20 protein-coding genes and 1 tRNA gene are annotated in these 18783 nt (G+C 68.4%); 14 read left to right on the forward strand and 7 right to left on the reverse strand.

Going from position 1 to position 18783, the window contains the following annotated elements; genetic code table 11:
* Positions 1 to 84 precede the first annotated feature (84 nt).
* From ACIQF0_RS28270 to ACIQF0_RS28280, 3 genes are read right to left on the reverse strand one after another with little or no spacing between them, the layout of a single operon-like run.
* Positions 85 to 990, reverse strand: coding sequence for a carbohydrate ABC transporter permease (locus tag ACIQF0_RS28270; RefSeq protein WP_401034113.1), 906 nt, complete (start codon positions 988 to 990; stop codon positions 85 to 87).
* Complete coding sequence (locus ACIQF0_RS28275) at positions 987 to 1940, reverse strand: carbohydrate ABC transporter permease (RefSeq protein WP_401034116.1); 954 nt, start codon at positions 1938 to 1940, stop codon at positions 987 to 989. Before ACIQF0_RS28275 ends, ACIQF0_RS28270 begins: the two co-directional genes overlap by 4 nt.
* The gene (locus ACIQF0_RS28280; protein ID WP_360046940.1) at positions 1937 to 3181 is read right to left on the reverse strand and encodes an ABC transporter substrate-binding protein; all 1245 of its coding nucleotides are present in this window, start codon (positions 3179 to 3181) and stop codon (positions 1937 to 1939) included. The genes ACIQF0_RS28275 and ACIQF0_RS28280 overlap by 4 nt, the downstream gene beginning before the upstream one ends.
* Before the next feature lie 315 nt (positions 3182 to 3496).
* On the opposite strand from ACIQF0_RS28280, the gene ACIQF0_RS28285 reads away from it, so the two are divergent.
* The 8 genes from ACIQF0_RS28285 (at position 3497) to ACIQF0_RS28320 (ending at position 11359) form a co-directional block, all read left to right on the forward strand.
* Complete coding sequence (locus ACIQF0_RS28285; protein ID WP_401034119.1) at positions 3497 to 5479, forward strand: beta-galactosidase; 1983 nt, start codon at positions 3497 to 3499, stop codon at positions 5477 to 5479.
* Between the two features lies 1 nt (position 5480).
* The gene (locus ACIQF0_RS28290; RefSeq protein ID WP_093605353.1) at positions 5481 to 6278 is read left to right on the forward strand and encodes a DeoR/GlpR family DNA-binding transcription regulator; all 798 of its coding nucleotides are present in this window, start codon (positions 5481 to 5483) and stop codon (positions 6276 to 6278) included.
* Entirely contained in the window at positions 6275 to 7363 is a 1089-nt protein-coding gene (gene galT, locus ACIQF0_RS28295; RefSeq protein ID WP_401034122.1) for a galactose-1-phosphate uridylyltransferase, read from the forward strand. Before ACIQF0_RS28290 ends, galT begins: the two co-directional genes overlap by 4 nt.
* Positions 7364 to 7414: 51 nt before the next feature.
* Positions 7415 to 8935, forward strand: a complete 1521-nt coding sequence (locus ACIQF0_RS28300) for a trypsin-like peptidase domain-containing protein (protein WP_401034125.1) — start codon at positions 7415 to 7417, stop codon at positions 8933 to 8935.
* Positions 8936 to 9113: 178 nt separating this feature from the next.
* Complete coding sequence (locus tag ACIQF0_RS28305) at positions 9114 to 9800, forward strand: response regulator transcription factor (RefSeq protein WP_360046944.1); 687 nt, start codon at positions 9114 to 9116, stop codon at positions 9798 to 9800.
* Between the two features lie 23 nt (positions 9801 to 9823).
* On the forward strand, positions 9824 to 10684 hold the full coding sequence (locus ACIQF0_RS28310) for a HAMP domain-containing sensor histidine kinase (RefSeq protein ID WP_360046984.1): 861 nt from the start codon (positions 9824 to 9826) through the stop codon (positions 10682 to 10684).
* 5 nt (positions 10685 to 10689) lie between these two features.
* Entirely contained in the window at positions 10690 to 11190 is a 501-nt protein-coding gene (locus tag ACIQF0_RS28315; RefSeq protein WP_045311897.1) for a molybdenum cofactor biosynthesis protein B, read from the forward strand.
* Positions 11177 to 11359, forward strand: a complete 183-nt coding sequence (locus ACIQF0_RS28320) for a hypothetical protein (RefSeq protein ID WP_360046945.1) — start codon at positions 11177 to 11179, stop codon at positions 11357 to 11359. The genes ACIQF0_RS28315 and ACIQF0_RS28320 overlap by 14 nt, the downstream gene beginning before the upstream one ends.
* A 389-nt stretch (positions 11360 to 11748) precedes the next feature.
* On the opposite strand, the gene mscL is transcribed toward ACIQF0_RS28320, so the two are convergent.
* From mscL to ACIQF0_RS28340, 4 genes are all read right to left on the reverse strand, one after another.
* Positions 11749 to 12186: a large-conductance mechanosensitive channel protein MscL gene (mscL, locus tag ACIQF0_RS28325; RefSeq protein WP_401034131.1), complete on the reverse strand. Its 438-nt coding sequence runs from the start codon at positions 12184 to 12186 to the stop codon at positions 11749 to 11751.
* Positions 12186 to 12740 carry an SAF domain-containing protein gene (locus ACIQF0_RS28330; protein ID WP_401034134.1) on the reverse strand — a complete coding sequence of 185 codons (555 nt, stop codon included), beginning with the start codon at positions 12738 to 12740 and terminating at the stop codon, positions 12186 to 12188. Before ACIQF0_RS28330 ends, mscL begins: the two co-directional genes overlap by 1 nt.
* A 71-nt stretch (positions 12741 to 12811) precedes the next feature.
* Positions 12812 to 13117 (reverse strand): FmdB family zinc ribbon protein, encoded by a 306-nt coding sequence (locus ACIQF0_RS28335; protein WP_360046948.1) that lies wholly within the window; start codon positions 13115 to 13117, stop codon positions 12812 to 12814.
* A gap of 94 nt (positions 13118 to 13211) precedes the next feature.
* The gene (locus ACIQF0_RS28340) at positions 13212 to 13808 is read right to left on the reverse strand and encodes a 5-formyltetrahydrofolate cyclo-ligase (protein WP_401034137.1); all 597 of its coding nucleotides are present in this window, start codon (positions 13806 to 13808) and stop codon (positions 13212 to 13214) included.
* Positions 13809 to 13816: 8 nt separating this feature from the next.
* On the opposite strand from ACIQF0_RS28340, the gene ACIQF0_RS28345 reads away from it, so the two are divergent.
* The 6 genes from ACIQF0_RS28345 to ACIQF0_RS28370 all read left to right on the forward strand — a co-directional run bounded on the left by ACIQF0_RS28345 (position 13817) and on the right by ACIQF0_RS28370 (position 18728).
* On the forward strand, positions 13817 to 14701 hold the full coding sequence (locus tag ACIQF0_RS28345; protein WP_360046950.1) for a UTP--glucose-1-phosphate uridylyltransferase: 885 nt from the start codon (positions 13817 to 13819) through the stop codon (positions 14699 to 14701).
* A 17-nt stretch (positions 14702 to 14718) separates the two neighbouring features.
* Positions 14719 to 15942, forward strand: a complete 1224-nt coding sequence (gene glp / locus ACIQF0_RS28350) for a gephyrin-like molybdotransferase Glp (RefSeq protein ID WP_093606472.1) — start codon at positions 14719 to 14721, stop codon at positions 15940 to 15942.
* The gene (locus ACIQF0_RS28355; RefSeq protein ID WP_401034142.1) at positions 15939 to 16592 is read left to right on the forward strand and encodes a GNAT family N-acetyltransferase; all 654 of its coding nucleotides are present in this window, start codon (positions 15939 to 15941) and stop codon (positions 16590 to 16592) included. Before glp ends, ACIQF0_RS28355 begins: the two co-directional genes overlap by 4 nt.
* A gap of 156 nt (positions 16593 to 16748) precedes the next feature.
* Positions 16749 to 17465 carry a gephyrin-like molybdotransferase receptor GlpR gene (gene glpR / locus ACIQF0_RS28360; protein WP_360046952.1) on the forward strand — a complete coding sequence of 239 codons (717 nt, stop codon included), beginning with the start codon at positions 16749 to 16751 and terminating at the stop codon, positions 17463 to 17465.
* A 57-nt stretch (positions 17466 to 17522) separates the two neighbouring features.
* Positions 17523 to 17595 (forward strand) — tRNA-Ala (locus tag ACIQF0_RS28365).
* 377 nt (positions 17596 to 17972) lie between these two features.
* The gene (locus ACIQF0_RS28370; protein ID WP_401034146.1) at positions 17973 to 18728 is read left to right on the forward strand and encodes a hypothetical protein; all 756 of its coding nucleotides are present in this window, start codon (positions 17973 to 17975) and stop codon (positions 18726 to 18728) included.
* Positions 18729 to 18783: the final 55 nt, after the last annotated feature.

Consider the following 18783-nt stretch of genomic DNA (forward strand, 5'->3'; position numbering starts at 1 on the left):
GGGCGGTAGGTGATCGTGCCGGCGGCGAACACGCGGAAGGGGCGGCGACCACGTGGTCGCCGCCCCTTCCGCACGTCCGCGAACTCAGCCCTTCGTGGAGCCCAGCGTCAGCCCGCCCACGAACTGCCGCTGCAACACGAAGAACACCACCAACGTGGGCAGCGCGACCAGGAGAGAGCCCGCTGCGATCAGGTTGTTGTCGGTGAAGAACGTGCCCTTGAGGTTCTGCAACGCCGACGTGACCGGCATCTTGTCGCCGTCCTGGATCAGCACCAACGCCCACAGGAAGTCGTTGTAGATCCAGGTGAACTCGAGCGTCGCCAACGCCGCCAGCACCGGCCGGCACAGCGGCAGGGTCAGCTGCCAGTACTGCCGGAACACGGATGCACCGTCGACGCGGGCGGCCTCGGTCAGCTCGTACGGGATGGTCTTCATGTAGTTCGACAGCACGAACGTGCAGAAGCCCATCTGGAACGCGATGTGGATCAGGATGACGCCGAGCGGTGAGTCGATCAGCGACTCGCTCTCCGACATCCACGCCGGCAGTTCGATCAGCCGGTACAGGCGCCACAGCGGCGTCACGATCACCTGCTGCGGCAACAGGTTGCCCGCGGTGAACAGCATCAGCAGCGCGATGTTGAACTTGAAGCTGAACCGCGACACCGCGAACGCCACCATCGAGCTCAGCAGCAACGTGATGAGCAGGGCCGGCACGGTGATCAGGAACGTGTTCCAGTAGAAGTGCGGCAGGTCGCCGATCTCCCACGCCTTCGCGAAGTTCTCGAACGTCAGCGACTTCGCGACGGAGAAGTAGCCGTTGACCGACGTGTCGTCGTAGGTCCGCAGCGACGCGTAGACCGCCCACAGCAGTGGCGCCAGCGTCATCAGGCACGTGAGGATCAGGAACACGTGCAGCGCGATGCGGGCCGGCGTGACCGGGTGCTTCTTCGGTGAGACCGGCGCCGAGGGCCGTTCCAGCGTGGCCGTCACGACCGGTTCTCCTTGCTGAACGTCTGGTACAGGTACGGAATGATGACGCCGAGCGAGATCGTCAGCAGGATCACCGCCACGGCGGATCCGCGGCCGATGCGCGACGCCTCACCGATGATGTTGTCGGTCACCAGCACCGACAACAGCTCCAGGCCGTTGCGCCCCTTGTTGATGACGTACACGATGTCGAACGCGCGCAGCGCCTCGATCACCGTCACCACGGCCACCACGATGTTCACCGGCTTCATCACCGGGAAGGTGACGCGGAAGAACGTCTGCGCGGCCGAGGCGCCGTCCAGTGACGCGGCCTCCTTCAGCGCCGGGTCCACCGACTTCAGGCCCGCCAAGTACAGCAGCATGATGTAACCGGTGTGCCGCCACGCCGCCGCGACCATCACCGCGTACAGGTTGATGTCCGAGTCACCGATCCAGTCGACCGGTTTGTCGAGGCCCAGCACCGAGTTCAGCAGACCGCCGTCCGGCGTGTAGATCAGCTGCCAGATGAACCCGACCAGCGCGAGCGACAGCACCATCGGCATGTACAGCGCGCTCTGGTAGATCCGGCTGAACTTCAGTTCGCGGTCGAGCAGCACGGCGAGCAGCAGGCCGGCCGCCGTCGGCACGATCAGCAGGAAGCCCAGCCAGATCAGGTTGTGCTGCACCGCCGGCCAGAACCGCGGGTACTCGGTGAAGATCTCGACGTAGTTCCCGACACCGATCCACTCGATGTCCTCGAAGCCGCCGATGCCGTTCCACCTGCTGAACGACAACGCGACCGAGCCCAGCGTCGGGATCCACACGAACAGCAGGTGCACGACCGTGGGAATGCCGAGCATGAGCGCCAGCACGAGCTTGTCCGTGCCGGCGAGGGCCGTGGCACGCTTTCCACGCCGACGAGGCGGCGGCCCGCTGGGGGCCACCGCCTTCGGCTTCTCCTGCAACGCGGTCACTTGAAGATGTTCTTCGCCTGATCAGCCATGCCCTTGAGCACGGAGTCGACGTCGTCGGGGTTCTTGATGAACGCGATGAGCCCGTTCGTCGCCGCCTCGCTCGCGAAGCCCGGGTCGGTGTCGCGGTCGAGGAACTGGGTGATGTGCTTGGCGTTCTTGATGGTGTCCGCCACCTTCTTCTGCAGCGGGCTGTACCCGGCCTGGTCCGCCTTCTGGTTGGTCGCGACCGCGGTCGGGTCGGCCTTCAGGTAGGCGAGCTGCGGCTCGGCGGAGGACAGGTACTCCATCAGCTTCAGCGCACCGTCCGAGTTGGACGGCTTCTTCGCGAGCATGTAGCCGTCGATCGGCGCCTCTACCGTGTCGGTGCCGTGCGTCGGGTTGATCTCCGGGAACGGGAAGAAGTCGAGGTCTTCCTTGTCCGCGTCCGGGAACTGCTGGCCCACGAACGCGCCCAGCAGGTACATGCCGGACTTCTTCTGCTGCAACGTCTGCGCGGCTTCCTGCCACTCGCGGCCGAGCGCGTTCTCCTGGTGGAACGGCAGCAGCCGCTTCCAGGTGTCGAACACGTCCTTGACCCGCTTGTCCTGCCAGTCTTCCTTGCCCGCCAGCAGGTCCACGTGGAACTGGTAGCCGTTGGTGCGGAAGTTGAGCTGGTCGAACGTGCCCATGCCCGGCCAGCCCTGCTTCTGGGCGAAGGCGATCGGGATCAGGCCGTCGGCCTTCATCTTCGTGGCGAGCGCGACCAGTTCGTCGAGCGTCTTCGGGACCGCGTAGCCCTTCTCCTGCCACACGCTCTTCCGGTAGAACATGCCCCACGCGTACTGGGTGAACGGCACGAAGTACTGCTTGCCGTCCGTGCCCGTGGAGGCCTGCTTGAGCGCGTCGGAGTAGTTGCCGCCGATCTTGCCCCACAGGTCGGAGAGATCGCCGGTGAGACCCTGGTCGGCGAAGAACCGCATGCGGTAGCCGGCGAACCACGCGAGCACGTCGTCCGGCTTGCCCTGCAGGTAGTTGTTGATCTGCTCCTGGTACTGCTCGTGCTGCTTGGTGTTGATCGTGACGGACAGGCCGCCCGACTGGGCCTCGAAGGCCTTCACCGCGGCGGTGATCGCGTCCTTCGGCACCTGGTCGGACAGGTTGTTGCCGAACGTGACGACCTTCGAGTCGCCGCCCGTGCTCGAACCACCGCCGCACGCCGACAGAAGTCCACCGGTCGCGGCGACGCCCGCACCGGCCAGCATGACTCGCAGCATCGTTCGCCGACCGAAGTGCGGTAACGGAGTGGAACCAGGCGTGTGCAGAACCATCATCGCTCCTACAGGTGACACTCGCACGTGCGAACCGAACAGGACTCCAACAAAGTTGCGCATAATGTGGTCCCAGTCATACAGCATGTCAAGTCCCGTTACGGAGCTGTTAAACCCCTGGACAGCCCCGTTCCGGGCGGTTGCCCGGCGTTTCCCGGTACTTGTCCCGGTCAACCGCCGAACAGACCCCAACGGGCAGTTGTGTTTGCTTGTGTTGACGTTGGGGGCGTTGTCGGCCACGCTTGCGCCGTGACGACGTGGCCAACTGACCTGCAAGGCCTCGGCTGGGGGGCTGACTACAACCCCGAGCAGTGGCCGGAACACGTGTGGGCCGAGGACGTCGAGCTCATGCGGCGCGCCGGTGTCACCATGGTCAGCCTGGGCATCTTCAGCTGGGCGAAGATCGAGGTCAGCAAGGGCGAGTACCGGTTCGACTGGCTCGACCGCGTGATGGACCTGCTGCACGCCGGCGGCATCCGCGTCGACCTCGCGACCGCGACCGCCGCGCCGCCGCCGTGGCTCACCACCGAGTACCCCGAGATGCTGCCCGTCCGCGCGGACGGCGTGCGGCTCTCGCACGGCTCACGGCAGGCGTACTGCCCGTCGTCGCCGATCTACCGCGACCGGGCGACCGCGCTGGCCGCCGAAATGGCTTCGCACTACCGCGACCACCCCGCTCTCGCCGCGTGGCACGTCGGCAACGAGTACGCGTGCCACGTGAAGCGCTGCTACTGCGACACGTGCGCGGCCTCGTTCCGTGAGTGGCTGTCGAGCCGCTACACGCTCGACCAGCTCAACGACGCGTGGTCCACGGCGTTCTGGAGCCAGGGCTACACCGACTTCGCGCAGGTCCTGCCACCGCGCGTCACGCCGACGTTCCAGAACCCGGCGCACGTGCTGGACTACGACAGGTTCTCCGACGACGCGATCCTGGAGCTCTACAAGGCCGAGCGGGACGTGCTGCGCATGATCACGCCGGACGTGCCGATCACGACGAACTTCATGGTCAACTGGACGTTCGGCGACCTCGACTACTGGAAGTGGGCCCGCGAGGTCGACTTCGTGTCGAACGACCACTACACCGAGGCCCAGTCGCCGGATCGGCACATCGAGCTCGCGATGTCCGCGGACCTCGTGCGCGGACTGGCGGGCGGCAAGCCGTGGCTGCTCATGGAGGCCTCGACCTCGGCGGTGAACTGGCAGCGGCGCAACATCGCCAAGACGGCGGGCGAGATGCGGCGGCACTCGTTCCAGAACATCGCCCGCGGTGCCGACGGCACGCTGTTCTTCCAGTGGCGCCAGTCGCGCGGCGGCAGCGAGCGCTACCACTCGGCGATGGTCCCGCACGCCGGCACGGACACGAAGGTGTACCGGGAGGTCTGCGAGGTCGGCGCCGAGTACGGCCGGTTGAGCGAGGTCATCGGCTCCACTGTGGACGCTTCCGTCGCGATCCTGTTCGACTTCCAGTCCGGCTGGGCGCTGCGCCAGGACGCGCACCCGACCAACGACTTCGACTACTACAAGCACGTTCTCGGGTACTACAAGGCGCTCTGGCAGGCCGGTGTCACGGTCGACTTCGTGGCGCCGGGCACGAACCTCTCCGCGTACTCGCTGGTGGTCGTCCCGGCCTTCTACGCGGTGTCCGACGCGCACGCCGCCGTCATCGCGGACTACGTGGCAGGCGGCGGTCATGTCGTGGTCACGTACCTGTCCGGTGTCGCCGACCAGCACACGCGCGTGCGGCTCGGCGGGTACCCCGGAGCGTTCCGGGACGTGCTCGGTGTGTGGTCAGAGGAATTCCACCCGCTGCGGGAGAACGAAACGGTCTCGCTGACCGACGGGTCGACGGCCTCGCTGTGGACGGAGCACCTGCACACGCGCACGGCTGACACCGTTGTCTCCTATGCCGACGGCCCGTTGCCTGGCGTGGCGGCGGTGACACGCAACGCGTTCGGCAACGGTGTCGCCTGGTACGTGGCGTGCGATCTTGACGAGAACGGCCTCGGCCGAACGATGGAAAACGCGCTTTCCCGTGCGGGCGTTGTGGTGTCGCCTGCCGGGATTGAGCTTGTACGCCGGAAAGGCGCCGTATCGTTCCTCTTCGCCGTCAACCACACCGGCACCGACGCGGAGATCAAGGCGTCCGGTGTCGACGTGTTGTCCGGCACGCAGGTCTCCGGGCGCCTCACCGTGCGAGCCGGGGACGTAGTCGTCCTCAGGGAAGAGGTGTGAGGTGCTGGCACGTCAGCGGCAAGCGGTAATCATCGAAGAGGTCCGTCGTACGGGAGCGGTGCGCGTCAGCGACCTCGTCGTCCGGCTCGGCGTCTCGGACATGACCGTGCGCCGTGATCTCGACGTGCTCGCCGCACGCGGACTGGTGGAGAAGGTCTACGGCGGCGCCACGTCCGTCGTCGGGCGCTCGACCGACGAGCCCGGTTTCGAGGCCAAGTCGGTGCGGCAGCTGCCCGAGAAGGAGGCGATCGCGGCGCTGGCCGCGGGCCTCGTGCGTCCCGGCACGGCCATCGGGCTGTCCGCGGGCACGACGACGTGGACGTTAGCTCGGTTCCTCGACGACATCCCCGACCTCACCGTCGTCACGAACTCCATCCGCGTCGCGGACGTGCTGCAGCAGAGCGGGCGCACCGACCGCACGGTCGTGCTGACCGGTGGCGTGCGCACGCCCTCCGACGCGCTGGTGGGCCCGGTGGCCGTGCAGGCGTTGCGATCGCTGCATCTGGACGTGGTCTTCCTGGGCGTGCACGGCATGGCCGAGCGCTCCGGATTCACGACCCCGAACCTCAACGAGAGCGAGACGGACCGCGCGCTCGTCGACGCCGCCGGCCGCGTCGTCGTGGTCGCGGACCACACGAAGTGGGGCACCGTCGGGATTTCCACGATCGCCGACCTCGACGAGGCGCACGTCCTGGTGACGGACGAGGGTTTGCCGGACGACGCACGGGCGATCCTCTCCGAGCAGGTCGGCGAGTTGGTGTTGGCTCATGTACCGGGAAGTGGCGAGGAGTTGGCGTGAGGCGTACCGCGGGCAAACTGGCGGACGGCCGGGAGATCATCTACTTCGACGACAGCGCTGAGGCACCACCGCGGGTCGCGGTGGACACCCGGGATCTTCCGGAGACCCAGCCGATGTCCGAAGTCCGGCTGGACCCGTTGACCCGCGAGTGGGTCGCGATGGCGGCTCACCGCCAGACACGTACCTACAAGCCGCCGGCGGACCTCTGTCCGTTGTGCCCGTCGACGCCGGGCAGGCCCACGGAGATCCCCGAGGCCGAGTACGACGTCGTGGTGTTCGAGAACAGGTTTCCCTCGCTGGCGCAGAACGTGCCCGACGTGCCGTCCACTGTGGATGGTGAAGCGCTTTTCGTTCGCGCGCCGGGGCGTGGGCGGTGCGAGGTCGTGTGCTTCACCTCGGACCACAGCAAGTCGTTCGGCGAGCTCTCCGAGTCGCGCGTGCGCACCGTCGTGGACGCCTGGGCGGACCGCGTCGCCTTCTTGTCAACGTTGCCAGGGGTCGAACAGGTCTTCCCGTTCGAGAACCGCGGCGAAGAGATCGGCGTGACGCTTTCCCATCCGCACGGCCAGATCTACGCGTATCCGTTCATCACGCCTCGCACCGAACGGATGCTCGAGGCGGCGCTGGAGTACTACGCGGCGCACGGACGTCCGCTGTTCGGCGACGTGCTGGAAGCCGAGCTTCGCGCGGGCGCGCGCGTGATCGAGGAGTCCGCGCACTGGGTGGCCTTCGTGCCCGCCGCCGCCCGCTGGCCCGTCGAGGTCGTGCTGGCGCCCCGTCGTCAGGTGCCCGACATCGCCGCACTGTCCTCAGTGGAGCGTGACGACTTCGCGTCGCTCTACCTGAAGGTGCTGCACCGCCTGGACGCGCTGTACGACCGCCCGCTTCCCTACATCGCGGCCTGGCACCAGGCACCGGTCAACGTCGGCCGCGACGAGATGTGGCTGCACCTGCAGGTCTTCTCGGTGCTCAGGACGAAGGACAAGCTCAAGTACCTCGCCGGCTCGGAGTCCGGTGAGGCCGTGTGGATCAACGACGTGACCCCGGAACAGATCGCGGAACGCCTCCGGGGAACACACAACTAGCTCCCAGGCTGGTCTAAGGGTTCTCTCAGGACGAGCCGAGAGACTATGCCCATGACCGAGAGCAACCAGCCAGCGCCGAAGCCGGAAGAGCCCACCTCCGTGCCGCCGAGCGCCGGTCAGACAGACTCCGGCGCGCGGGTGCAGGGCCCGTCGCTGCCGGAACCCGGCCAGCCGGATCCTTTGCAGGGGGGATCCGGCCAGGCTGGGGCAAATCACGTTCCTGCCGGTTTGGGCGATGTGCCCGCCTCATTCTCTTCGGCCCAGCCGCAGGTGTCCGCACCTGACGCGGGTCAGACGCAGCTCGGCGGGCCCGGACCCGGCCAGCAGCTTCCTCCATCAGGGTCCGGCCAACCTCACCCGCTCGGCCTCGGCGCCACGACCGCGCAGTTCGGCGCGGAACAGCCCGCGGGACCCCCCTCCGGCCCCTTCGCGGGGCCGCAGGGGCCGCCGACGGGTCAGTACTACCTCCCGCCCGGCTTCCAGCCACCGCCCGCCGCACCGCGCTCCAAGGGCCGCGGAAAGGTCGTGGCCGGTGTCGCCGCCCTCGTGCTGATCGTCGGCGGCCTCTCCGGCGGTCTCGGCGGCTACCTGGGCTACACCTTCGCGAACGACTCGTCGTCCGTGAGCTCCCTCGACTCGCCCCGCCCTGCCTCGCAGGCCTCGAACGCCCCCGCGGGCTCGGTCGAGGACGTGGCGAACAAGCTGCTGCCGTCCGTGGTGCAGATCCAGGTGACGACGCGCTCCGGCGCCGGCGAGGGCTCGGGCTTCATCATCTCCGGCAACGGCCAGATCGTGACGAACAACCACGTCATCGAGGGCGCTGCCGCCGGCGGCGACATCAAGGTCGTCTTCCACGACGGCAAGACCGCCACCGCCAAGATCCTCGGCCGCGACCCGAGCTCCGACATCGCCGTCATCCAGGCGGACGGCGTCTCGAACCTGCCGGTCGTGCAGCTCGGCAACTCCGGCGACATGAAGACCGGCCAGGCCGTCGTCGCGATCGGCTCGCCGTTCGAACTGTCCGGCACCGTCACCTCCGGCATCGTCAGCTCGGTGAACCGCCCGGTCTCGGCCGGCGGCGACCGCAACTCGCAGGCGACCGTCCTGAACGCCATCCAGACCGACGCCGCGATCAACCCCGGCAACTCCGGCGGCCCGCTGGTGAACATGCAGGGCCAGGTCGTCGGCATCAACTCCGCGATCTACAGCCCCAGCCAGGGGCAGGGCCAGGCCGGTTCCGTGGGCATCGGCTTCGCGATCCCGATGGACCAGGCGCGCCGCACGATCGACGAGATCGTGAAGAGCGGCAAGCCCAAGCAGACCGTGCTCGGCGTGAAGGTCGAGTCGACCGAGCAGGGCGCCAAGATCTCCGAGATCACCGGCGGCGGCGCGGCCGAGAAGGCCGGGCTCAAGGCCGGTGACGTGATCACCAAGTTCGGTGACCGCCGCATCGACGAGTCGGACACGCTGGTCGCCGCCGTGCGGTCCAAGGCTCCCGGCGACAAGGTCACGATCACGCTGTCCGACAACAGGACGGTCGAAGCCACCCTCGACGGCGTCGAGGTGGGATAGGTCGGGGGACGTCCGGCTTCTGGCATCCGCCGCCCGCCAGAAGCCGGACGTGACGACCCCGGAGAGGTCGTGGCCGTGCGCACCTGCCCCGTGCGCGGCTGCGGCCTCTTTGTTTCGCCTTCTTACGGCCTTGTGACGCTTGCGGGCCTGCCGGGCTTTCGTGGCTTAGCGTGGTGACGTGGTGGAACGGGTGCTGGTCGTCGACGACGACACGACGGTGCGCGATGTCGTGCGCCGCTACCTCGAACACGCCGGGTACGAGGTCGAACTCGCCGGTGATGGTGAGCAGGCGCTGCGGCTGATGGCCACGCACGAGCCGGACATCGTGGTCCTGGACCTGATGTTGCCCGGCATCGACGGGCTCGAGGTGTGCCGGCGGATCCGGGATCGCGGCAGCACGCCGGTGGTCATGCTGACGGCGCTGGGCGAGGAAGAAGATCGCATCGCCGGGCTGCAGATCGGCGCGGACGACTACGTCACGAAGCCCTTCAGCCCTCGTGAGCTGGCGTTGCGCGTCTCGTCGGTGTTGCGGCGGGCAGGCAAGGCCTACGAGCCGCGGGTGGTGCGGGACGGGAACCTCGTGCTGGACGTCGCCGCGCACACCGCGACGGTGGACGGGCGGCCGTTGCAGCTGACGACCCGCGAGTTCGACCTGCTGGCGTTCTTCATCGGCAACGCGGGCAAGGCGTTCGGGCGGGCCGAGCTGCTGGAGCGGGTGTGGGGCTGGCAGTTCGGCGACCAGTCGACCGTGACCGTCCACGTGCGACGGTTGCGGGAGAAGATCGAGGAGGACCCGGCGAAGCCCAAGCGGCTGAGCACCGTGTGGGGCGTCGGCTACAGGTATGACCCGTGTTCGACCGACTGAGCCGCGTGTCGCTGACCACCGCGATGACCGTCATGGTCATCGTGCCGGTGGTGGCGACCATCGCCGGGGTGCTCGTGGTCAGCGGGTTCATGTTCACGCCGATGCTCAGCGCCGCTCTCATGGCGTGTGCGGTGGTCGCCGTGGTCACCGTGCCGTTCTCGATCATGCTGGGCCGGGCGATCGCGCGCCGGACCATGTGGGAGCGCGAGGCGGAGGCGGCGCGGCGGCAGCTGGTGGCGTGGATCAGTCACGACCTGCGGACGCCGTTGGCCGGGATCCGGGCGATGACGGAGGCGCTGGAGGACGGCGTCGTCTCCGAGCCGGGTGAGGTCGCCGTCTACGCCAAGCAGATCGCGCTGGAGGCCGACCACCTGACGAAGCTGGTGGACGACCTGTTCCAGCTCTCGCGCATCACCGCCGGCGCGTTGAACCTGACGATGCACGACGTCCGGCTGGCCGACGTGGTCAGCGACGTGGTGGCCGCGTCCCGGCCCGTGGCGGCGCGCAAGGGCGTGGAGTTGCGTGCGGACGCTCGCGAGTGGCCGGTCGTGCGGGGCTCAGATCCGGAACTGATGCGTGTCGTGCGCAACCTTGTGTCCAACGCCATTCGGCACACGCCGGAAGGTGGCGTGGTGTCCGTTCAGGTCGATGTGGACGGACCCGAAGCCGTGGTGCGGGTGGACGACGCGTGCGGCGGCATACCCGATGACGTGCTGCCACAGGTGTTCGACGTGGGATTCCGGGGAAGCGCCGCGCGCAACCCGACCGGCGCCGGACTGGGGCTTTCCATCGCGCGTGGGCTCGTCGACGCGCACCACGGGAGAATTGGCGCCCAGAACCACGGTCCTGGCTGCCGCTTCGAAGTCCGACTCCCGCTACGGTGATCGGTATGGAACGCAGCGCGCAGCGCCTTGGCCGCGCTTTGGTCGTGATCGTGGACGACCGGGTGGCGCACGGTGAGCAGGACGACAACTCCGGACCTCTTGTCACCGAACTGCTCGAAGAAGCGGGCTTCATCGTCGACGGCACCGTCGCGGTCGAGGGTGAGGTGGTCGACATCCGGGCCGCCCTCAACACGGCCGTCATCGGTGGCGTCGACCTCGTGGTCACCGTGGGCGGCACAGGCGTGTCCCCGCGCGACGTCACCCCCGACGCCACGCAGGGCGTGCTCGACCGCCCGATCCACGGCATCGCCGAGGCACTCCGCGCCTCCGGCCTCGCCGCGGGCGCGGTCGACGCGGGCATCTCGCGTGGCCTCGTCGGCGTCTCCGGCAGCACGCTCGTCGTGAACCTCGCGGGCTCGCGCTCCGCGGTCCGCGACGGCATGGCGACGCTGTCGGCACTGGTGCCCTACGTGATCGAGCAGCTGAGCGGTCTTGACGAAGAGTGAGAAGCCGACGCCGGCCGACGACGACGCCGTAGCGCGCCGTCGTCGGTTGGCCGAGGTGTTCGGCGACGTGCTCCCGGAGACGACGTCGGACGAGCGCGGTGGCGGGACCTCCGGGGATGACCGCGAGTCCTGGTACCGCGAGAACAGGCCGCCGCACCACGGCGGCTGACGCCTGGGCCCTGAAGGGCCGGTGAGGCCGGGCAGCGTGCGGCTGAGGTGGCTGACCGCGATGGCGCGGGTCCGCGTTCTTGAGCGGGTGTGGCAGGCCGTAGCCGATGACCGTGGTGACTTCGCGCTGAAGGCTGACGGCTCGGCGAAGCCGGCACGACGTGCCAGGCGTGAGAGTTCCCAGGTGATGTGCACGGCCCGGCTGGCGGGTGACGATCCCGCGTGCTCAAGCGGCGTGCGGTCGAGACACGCGTAGCGGCTGCCGCCCAACGGATGCGGGCAGATCAGCTACCTCAGCCGGTCAGTCTCGCGGAACGCGTGCGAACGGCCAGGACAAAGCGCGGCCGCGGGGAGCGGTGCGCTTCGTCTCGGCGGGGGACGGGTGGGGGATCAGATCGCGGGACCGCGGCGGTCCGGCGCCGGGGTCTGGGGCTGGGTGTTCTGCTGGGCCGCGAGCAGGTCGCGGATCTCGATGAGCAGCTCGACGTTCGTCGGCTCGGACGGGCCGGCCTCCTCGCCCCTCTTGCGGCGCTCCTGGATCTTCTGGATCGGCAGCACCAGGACGAAGTAGACGACAGCGGCCACGATCACGAAGTTGATCGCGGCGTTGATGACGGTGCTGAAGTCGACGTAGGTGTCGGGCTTGCCGTCGCGGAGTTGGATGCCGAGGCCTGCGGTCTCGGCGCTGCCGAGCGAGGCGATGAGCGGCTTGATGAGGCTCGTGGTGAACGCGGTGACGATCGCGGTGAAGGCCGTGCCGATGACCACGGCCACGGCCAGGTCGACGACGTTTCCGCGCATCAAAAAGTCTTTGAAACCCTTCAGCATCAGCGGAGAGTAACGGCTAATGCATGATCCAGTGACATCGCGGCCACACGAGTTGCATTAAGTCTCGGCAACGTCAGGACGACGACTTCGCCGCGCGTCTCCCGCACCGCCGCGTTCTCCGCGAGCACCTCGCCCGAAGCCGACACCACGTCGACCCGGCCACCCGGCCGCACCACGGCGGCGAGGCCCTGGTCAGCCACCCGGACGGCCACCGAGGCTTGATCATCGGCGGCGTCGGCGAGATCGAAGTCGGTCAGCGGGACGCCTGCCCGCGCCGGTGACGACAACGCGCGGCCCACCACGGCGTCGGAAGCCGGGAACGAGCCCGGCAGCGGCGTGGCGAGGGACATGACCCGGACGTCGGCGGCGGTGAGCGGCTCTCCCGCCGGCAGGTCGCGGGAGGCGACCACGGCGGGATGGCCCACGTCCGGCCAGAAGAACGTCGACACGGCCAGCAGCGCCAGCCCGAGGGCCAGGAAGCGGCGCCACGCGGCGGACGGGCGGCGGCGCGCCAGCGAGCGGAGCCGGTCCGAAACGGTCGTGGAAAGGGTCATGCCTCCGACCGTAGGACGGTCGGAGGCAGTCGAAGTGGGGTCAGTCGCAAGTTGTGGACAACTCGCGATCTTCAGGACGCGGCGGCCGCCGGAGCGCTCGTCGAGGACTTCGAGTCCGAAGAGGACTTCGTCTCCGCGGGCTTCGAGGACTTCGTCTCCGTCGAGGAGGAGGACGTCGACGACGTGCTCTTCGACGAGCCCGAACGGCTGTCCGTGCGGTAGAAACCGCTGCCCTTGAAGACGACGCCGACGGCGCCGAAGAGCTTGCGCAGCTTGCCCGAGCACTCGGGGCACTCGGTGAGGGAGGAGTCGCTGAACGACTGCACAGCCTCGAACCGGTGCTCACACGCGGTGCAGGCGTACTGGTACGTAGGCACTGGGTCTGCTCCTAGCTCTGGCACTCGACCTTTGTGAGTGCCAACACGATTTTCGCTCAGGACCTTCCCGGAGCGCAAACACCCCAGGTCAAAGTCACAGCCATCGCAGACCCACCGAGGGGGTCAACACGCCGTTCATCCGCACGTCGTGAGGCTCTCCAGGCACGTCGGAAAGCACCTCCGAGTCGCGCACGACGCCGATCAGCGGGGCCTTGACCAGCGGCAACGAGCGATCGTAGTGCCCCTGCCCCTTCCCGATCCGCACCCCGTCCACCGACACGGCGAGAGCGGGCACGAGCACCAGCGAGGCTCCAGCGATCGCCGAGGCACCGAGCCGGGGACCGGTGGGCTCCAGCAGCTTGAACCCGGCGGGGGCGAGTCCGGACGGACCGGTGTGCACGGCCCAGTCGAGCGGCGAGTCGCCCGTCACGATCGGTAGCAGCACCCGGCAGCGCAGCCCGTCCAGCCACGAGGCGTCGCCGGGCTCCGATCCGACCGGCAGAAAAGCGCACACCGTCTGATCAGGCGCAACGTCCAACGCGGCGACGTGTGCGGCCAACGCGGCAGCTTCAAGAGTGCGAACTTCAGCGGACAGCGAACGCCGTGCAGCCAGCAACCGTGAACGCAGAGTGGCCTTCCGGTCACGAAGATCGGACGTCATGGTGGGTATCCCCCGGTATGTCGTTAGCATCGCTGCCCATGAGCAGCGCCTTCCACACCGCTATCGTGCCCGCGGCCGGTCTGGGCACCCGTTTCCTCCCCACGACCAAAGCCGTGCCGAAGGAACTGCTGCCCCTGGTCGACACCCCCGCCATCGAGTACGTGGCGCGCGAGGCGGCGGAGGCCGGCGCGACGAAGCTGGTCATCGTGACGTCGCCGACCAAGGCGTCGGTCGCGAACTACTTCGACGCGAACCCCGAACTCGAGCAGTCGCTGACCGACAAGGGCAAGACCGACCTCGTCGAGAAGATCCAGCGCGCCCCGAAGCTGATCAAGGCCGAGACGGCGATCCAGGAGCAGGCGCTCGGGCTGGGCCACGCCGTCGGTTGTGCCGAGGGCAACCTGACCGGCGAGGACGAGGCCGTCGCGGTGCTGCTGCCCGACGACATCATCCTGCCCACCGACGCCCTCAAGCGGATGGCGAAGGTCCGCGAGGAGAAGGGCGGCAGCGTCCTGCTGGCGTTCGACATCCCGCGCGAGCAGATCTCCGCGTACGGCGTGTTCGACGTCCGCGACACCGGCGACGACGACGTCAAGCAGGTCGTCGGCATGGTCGAGAAGCCGAAGCCGGAGGACGCGCCGTCGACGTTCGCCGCGGCCGGCCGGTACCTCCTCGACCGGGCGATCTTCGACGCGCTCAAGCGCATCACGCCCGGCGCGGGCGGCGAGCTGCAGCTCACGGATGCCATCGCGCTGCTGATCAACGAGGGTCACCCGGTGCACGTCGTGGTCCACCGCGGCGGGCGACACGATCTCGGCAATCCCGCCGGATTCCTGCGGGCTGCGGTTGACTTCGCACTCAAGACCCCTGAGTACGGACCCGATCTGCGTGAGTGGTTGCGGGAACGCCTCGACAACTCCTGAGCGCGAGGACCAATCACATGAGGTCAGTTGACGAGCAGCTCGCTCGGGTGATCGCGGCCGCGGTGCGGCCCGCACCCGTGCGCGTGGCGATCTCCGAGTCGCAGGGCCTGCTCTGCGCCGAGGAGGTCATCGCGGAGCGCGCGTTGCCCGGCTTCGACCAGGCCGCCGTGGACGGCTACGCGGTGCGCAGCGTCGACGTGTCCGGTGCGAACGCGAGTCCGGTGCAGCTGCCGGTCGTGGGCGAGATCCCGGCCGGCTCCCGGCAGCCGCGGCGGCTGCAGCCCGGCCAGGCGGTGCGGATCGCGACGGGCGCGCCGCTGCCGACGCTGGCCGACGCGGTCGTGCCGCTCGGCTACACCGACGGCCACCAGGCCAAGGTGACGGTCAACCGCAGCGTGCCGTCCGCCGGGTTCGTCCGCCGCACCGGCGAGGACGTGCAGACCGGTGACGTCGCCGTGCGCCGCGGCGCGTCCATCGGTGCTGCTCAGGTGGGTCTTCTGGCCGCTGTCGGACGCAACAAGGTGCTCGTGCACCCCCGTCCGCGCGTGTCCGTCATCTCGCTCGGCGAGGAGCTCGTCGACGTCGACCGCACGCCCGGTCAGGGCCAGGTCTACGACGTGAACTCGTACGCGCTGGCCGCCGCCGCGCGCGACGCGGGCGCCGAGGTCAGCCGGGTCGGCATCATGTCCGCCGACCCGCGCCGGCTGCGCGAGGTGATCGAGGGCCGGCTGCTGCTCTCCGAGATCGTCGTCATCGCCGGTGGCGTGGGCGGCACGATCGGCGACGAGGTCAGGGCCGCGATCACCGACCTCGGCGACATGGACGTGACCCGCGTCGGCATGCACCCCGGCTCCGCGCAGGGCTTCGGCCGGCTCGGCCCGGACGCCGTGCCGACGTTCCTGCTGCCCGCGAACCCGATGAGCGCGCTCGTGGTGTTCGAGGTGCTGGTCAGGCCCCTGATCAGGGCCGCACTGGGCAAGAAGAACCCGTACCGCCGCGCCGTCAGCGCACGCCTGCTGTCGCCGCTGCAGTCGACGAAGGGCCGCCGGGGCTTCCTGCGTGGCCAGCTGCTGCGCGACGCGGACAACGGCGAGTACCTGGTGCAGCCGCTCGGCACGTCCGGGTCGCACCTGCTCGCGTCACTGGCGGAGGCCAACTGCCTGATCATGGTCGACGAGGACGTCACCGAGGTCTCCGTCGGTGAAGAGGTGCTGGTCAGCTTCCTTGCGCAGCGTGGATGAGCGTTTTCGCCGATCTGGGCAGACACCCCGGCTGGCCCGTCCGGCTGGGGCCTCTTCAGGTGCGCGCCGGAACCGTTGAGCTGCGCGGGCCCCGGCTCTTCGACGGCAGCACGTGGTCGAAGCTGCGCATCCGCGACCGCGCCTACCTCGAGCAGTGGGAACCCACGGCGCAGGAGGGCTGGGACGAGCGCAACGCGACGCTGTCCTGGCCGGCGCAGTGGTCGTCGTTGCGCGGCATGGCCAGGCGCGGCTCCACGCTGCCGTTCATGATCCTCGTGGACGGCGAGGTCGCCGGTCAGATCACCATCGGCAACATCGTGCGCGGCTCGCTGCTGTCGGCGTGGATCGGCTATTGGGTAGCCGCTGATCGGGCGGGCGGCGGCGTCGCAACGGCGGCGGTGGCGTTGCTCACGGACCACGCTTTCCGCGACGCTGGTCTGCACCGGCTCGAAGCCACCGTCCGTCCCGAGAACGGCGCCTCGATCCGCGTGCTCACGAAGTCCGGATATCGCGAGGAAGGCCTCTTCAAGCGTTATCTGGACGTTGCCGGACAGTGGCGCGACCACCTCTGCTTCGCCCTCACGTCCGAAGAGGTCTCTGATGGCCTAGTGCGCCGTTTGGTCGCACGCGGAGGGGCCCGTCTTCCCTGACGTTTGCTTCCGTTTGCCCTAATCACTTCACCCAAAAGTGGGTGATACACCACACTTTGGTACGCACCGAGGTCGGCGTGCCTCCGACACAGGTGTGACTGTTGTGACTAACGTGGTTGGCAGCACCACGCGTGGGCCGGGGGAGGTGAACGGGGAATGCCGAGTTCGCTGATCATCATTGCGCTGGTCGTCGCCTGGCTCGTGGTCCTCGTCCCCATGATGGCCCGCAAGCGCCAGGAGAGTGCGCGCAGCGTGGGGGAGGAGTACGACGCCATGCCAGACGCCGAGTACGACGACATCCACGACATCGACGACGACTACTTCGACGAGGAGGAGTACGTCGAACGCCCCTTCCGGCGCGGCCGTGGTGGCTACGACCCGGAAGCCGCCGTCCTGGTGGCGCAGGCCAAGTACGCGTTCCGCCGCAGAGTGATCGCGTTCCTGCTGATCGCCGCCGTGGCGACGGGAATCGTCGCCGGAGTGTTCTACGCGAAGCTCTGGTACGGCCACGCCGCGCTCGACCTGGTGATCGTGGGCTACCTGACCTACCTGCGCCGGCAGGTGCGGATCGAAGAGGAGATCCGCGCACGCCGTCTCGCCCGCCTGCAGCAGGTGCGTCGCCGCCGTGCGACGGGCCCGCAGCAGCAGGAGACCCCTGCCGTCGCCGAGATCCCGCAGCAGGCCGCCGCCGACGAATCCGAGACCACCAAGGTCGAGGTCGTCGACGACAGGCCGGCGCTGCCGCCGTTGCCGCGCTTCGAACACCACGTGCGTCCGGGCACCATCCCGGTCGACTCCGATGACGAGGACCCGGTCTTCGTCGAGTTAGAGGGACTGGAGTCGCTGCGGTACCGAGGTGCTGTCGGGGCATAGGAGGGGGTGGTGAAACACCCCTTCTGGGACTGCTATAGTTCTCTCGTAACACCGCAAGGGGCTGTAGCACAGTTGGTAGCGCGTCTCGTTCGCATCGAGAAGGTCAGGGGTTCGATTCCCCTCAGCTCCACTCGTTCCGAGGGCCGAGAAGTATCTGCAAAAAGCGCAGATCTTCTCGGCCCTCGGTGTTTTCTGGGGGCCGAGCCCCCAGGCCCCACGCCGGGGGCAAGCCCCCGGACCCCCGTAGGTTGACCAATAGGTCGGGGTTCTCGTGTGGTGGCCTCCAAGTCCACAATGCACTGACTGCGTTCGGCCGCGTTGAGAGCGGCGAATCCATGTGGCCCGACCCGTTCACGCTGGCGCTGACGTGGCATGCGGCGCGCGGCGGAGGGCATCGTCCCAGTGTTCCGATCCTCCATTCCTCCAACGAGTTCGGTGGATGACAGGTGCCCGAGACTTCCTGAAACGTGTTCGGACAATGTCGTGACGCCCGATATCTTGTGCCGCGTGAACATCCATGGGGGATTGAAAGCCGCGTTCGTCGCGGCACTGGCACTCACCGCTGTCAGTTGCACGCCGGAGCCGGGCTCGGGGTCGGGGGACCAGCAGCCGGCGTCGCAGGAGAAGCACTTCGACGTCACGGGCTTCGGCAAGCTGAAGCCCGAGATGTCCAAAAAGGACGCACTCGCCACCGGTGAGCTCGCCGCCACCGGCGCGGGCAAGACCGGCACCTGCGAGGACTACCGGTACCAGAACGGGCCTGCGCCGGACGCGAAGAAGCTCGCGGACGACGCGGAGTTCGAGCTGAAGTACGAGGCCGCGCAGAAGGCCGCGGACGCCGCGGAGGCGGCGGTCGGACCCGCACCGGGAGCGAACGCGGGTGCCGCGGACTACGCCGCCCACGCGGAGAAGCTCGCGGCGTCGGCGGAGGCCTCGGCCAAGGCGACCGAGCTCATCGCGGAGTCCACGAAGCGCATCGCCGAACGGGCCGAGGCGCGTGAGGCCAACGGTGGCGTCATGTTCGCCGGCGACAAGATCCGGATGATCGTGCCGCCGCCGGGCGCCACGACGGCCAAGAAGATCGGCAAGGGTGCCACGGTCGAGCAGTTCAAGGCCGCGTACCCGAACGCGGTGGACAAGGAAGCCGGCAAGACCTTCGAGGTGCCGGTGCCCGATCAGCAGGGCGTCGCGCTGAACTTCTACTTCACCGACGGGAAGCTGGAGACGTTCCTGCTCTTCAACGGTGCCGCGAAGTGCAGCTGAGCTGAGCGGAAAGGGCCGTTCACCGTAATGTGGGCGGTCCTTTCGTCTATATAAG

The sequence above is a fragment of the Lentzea sp. NPDC092896 genome (assembly GCF_044754905.1).
In the GTDB taxonomy this organism is placed as follows: Bacteria; Actinomycetota; Actinomycetes; order Mycobacteriales; family Pseudonocardiaceae; genus Lentzea.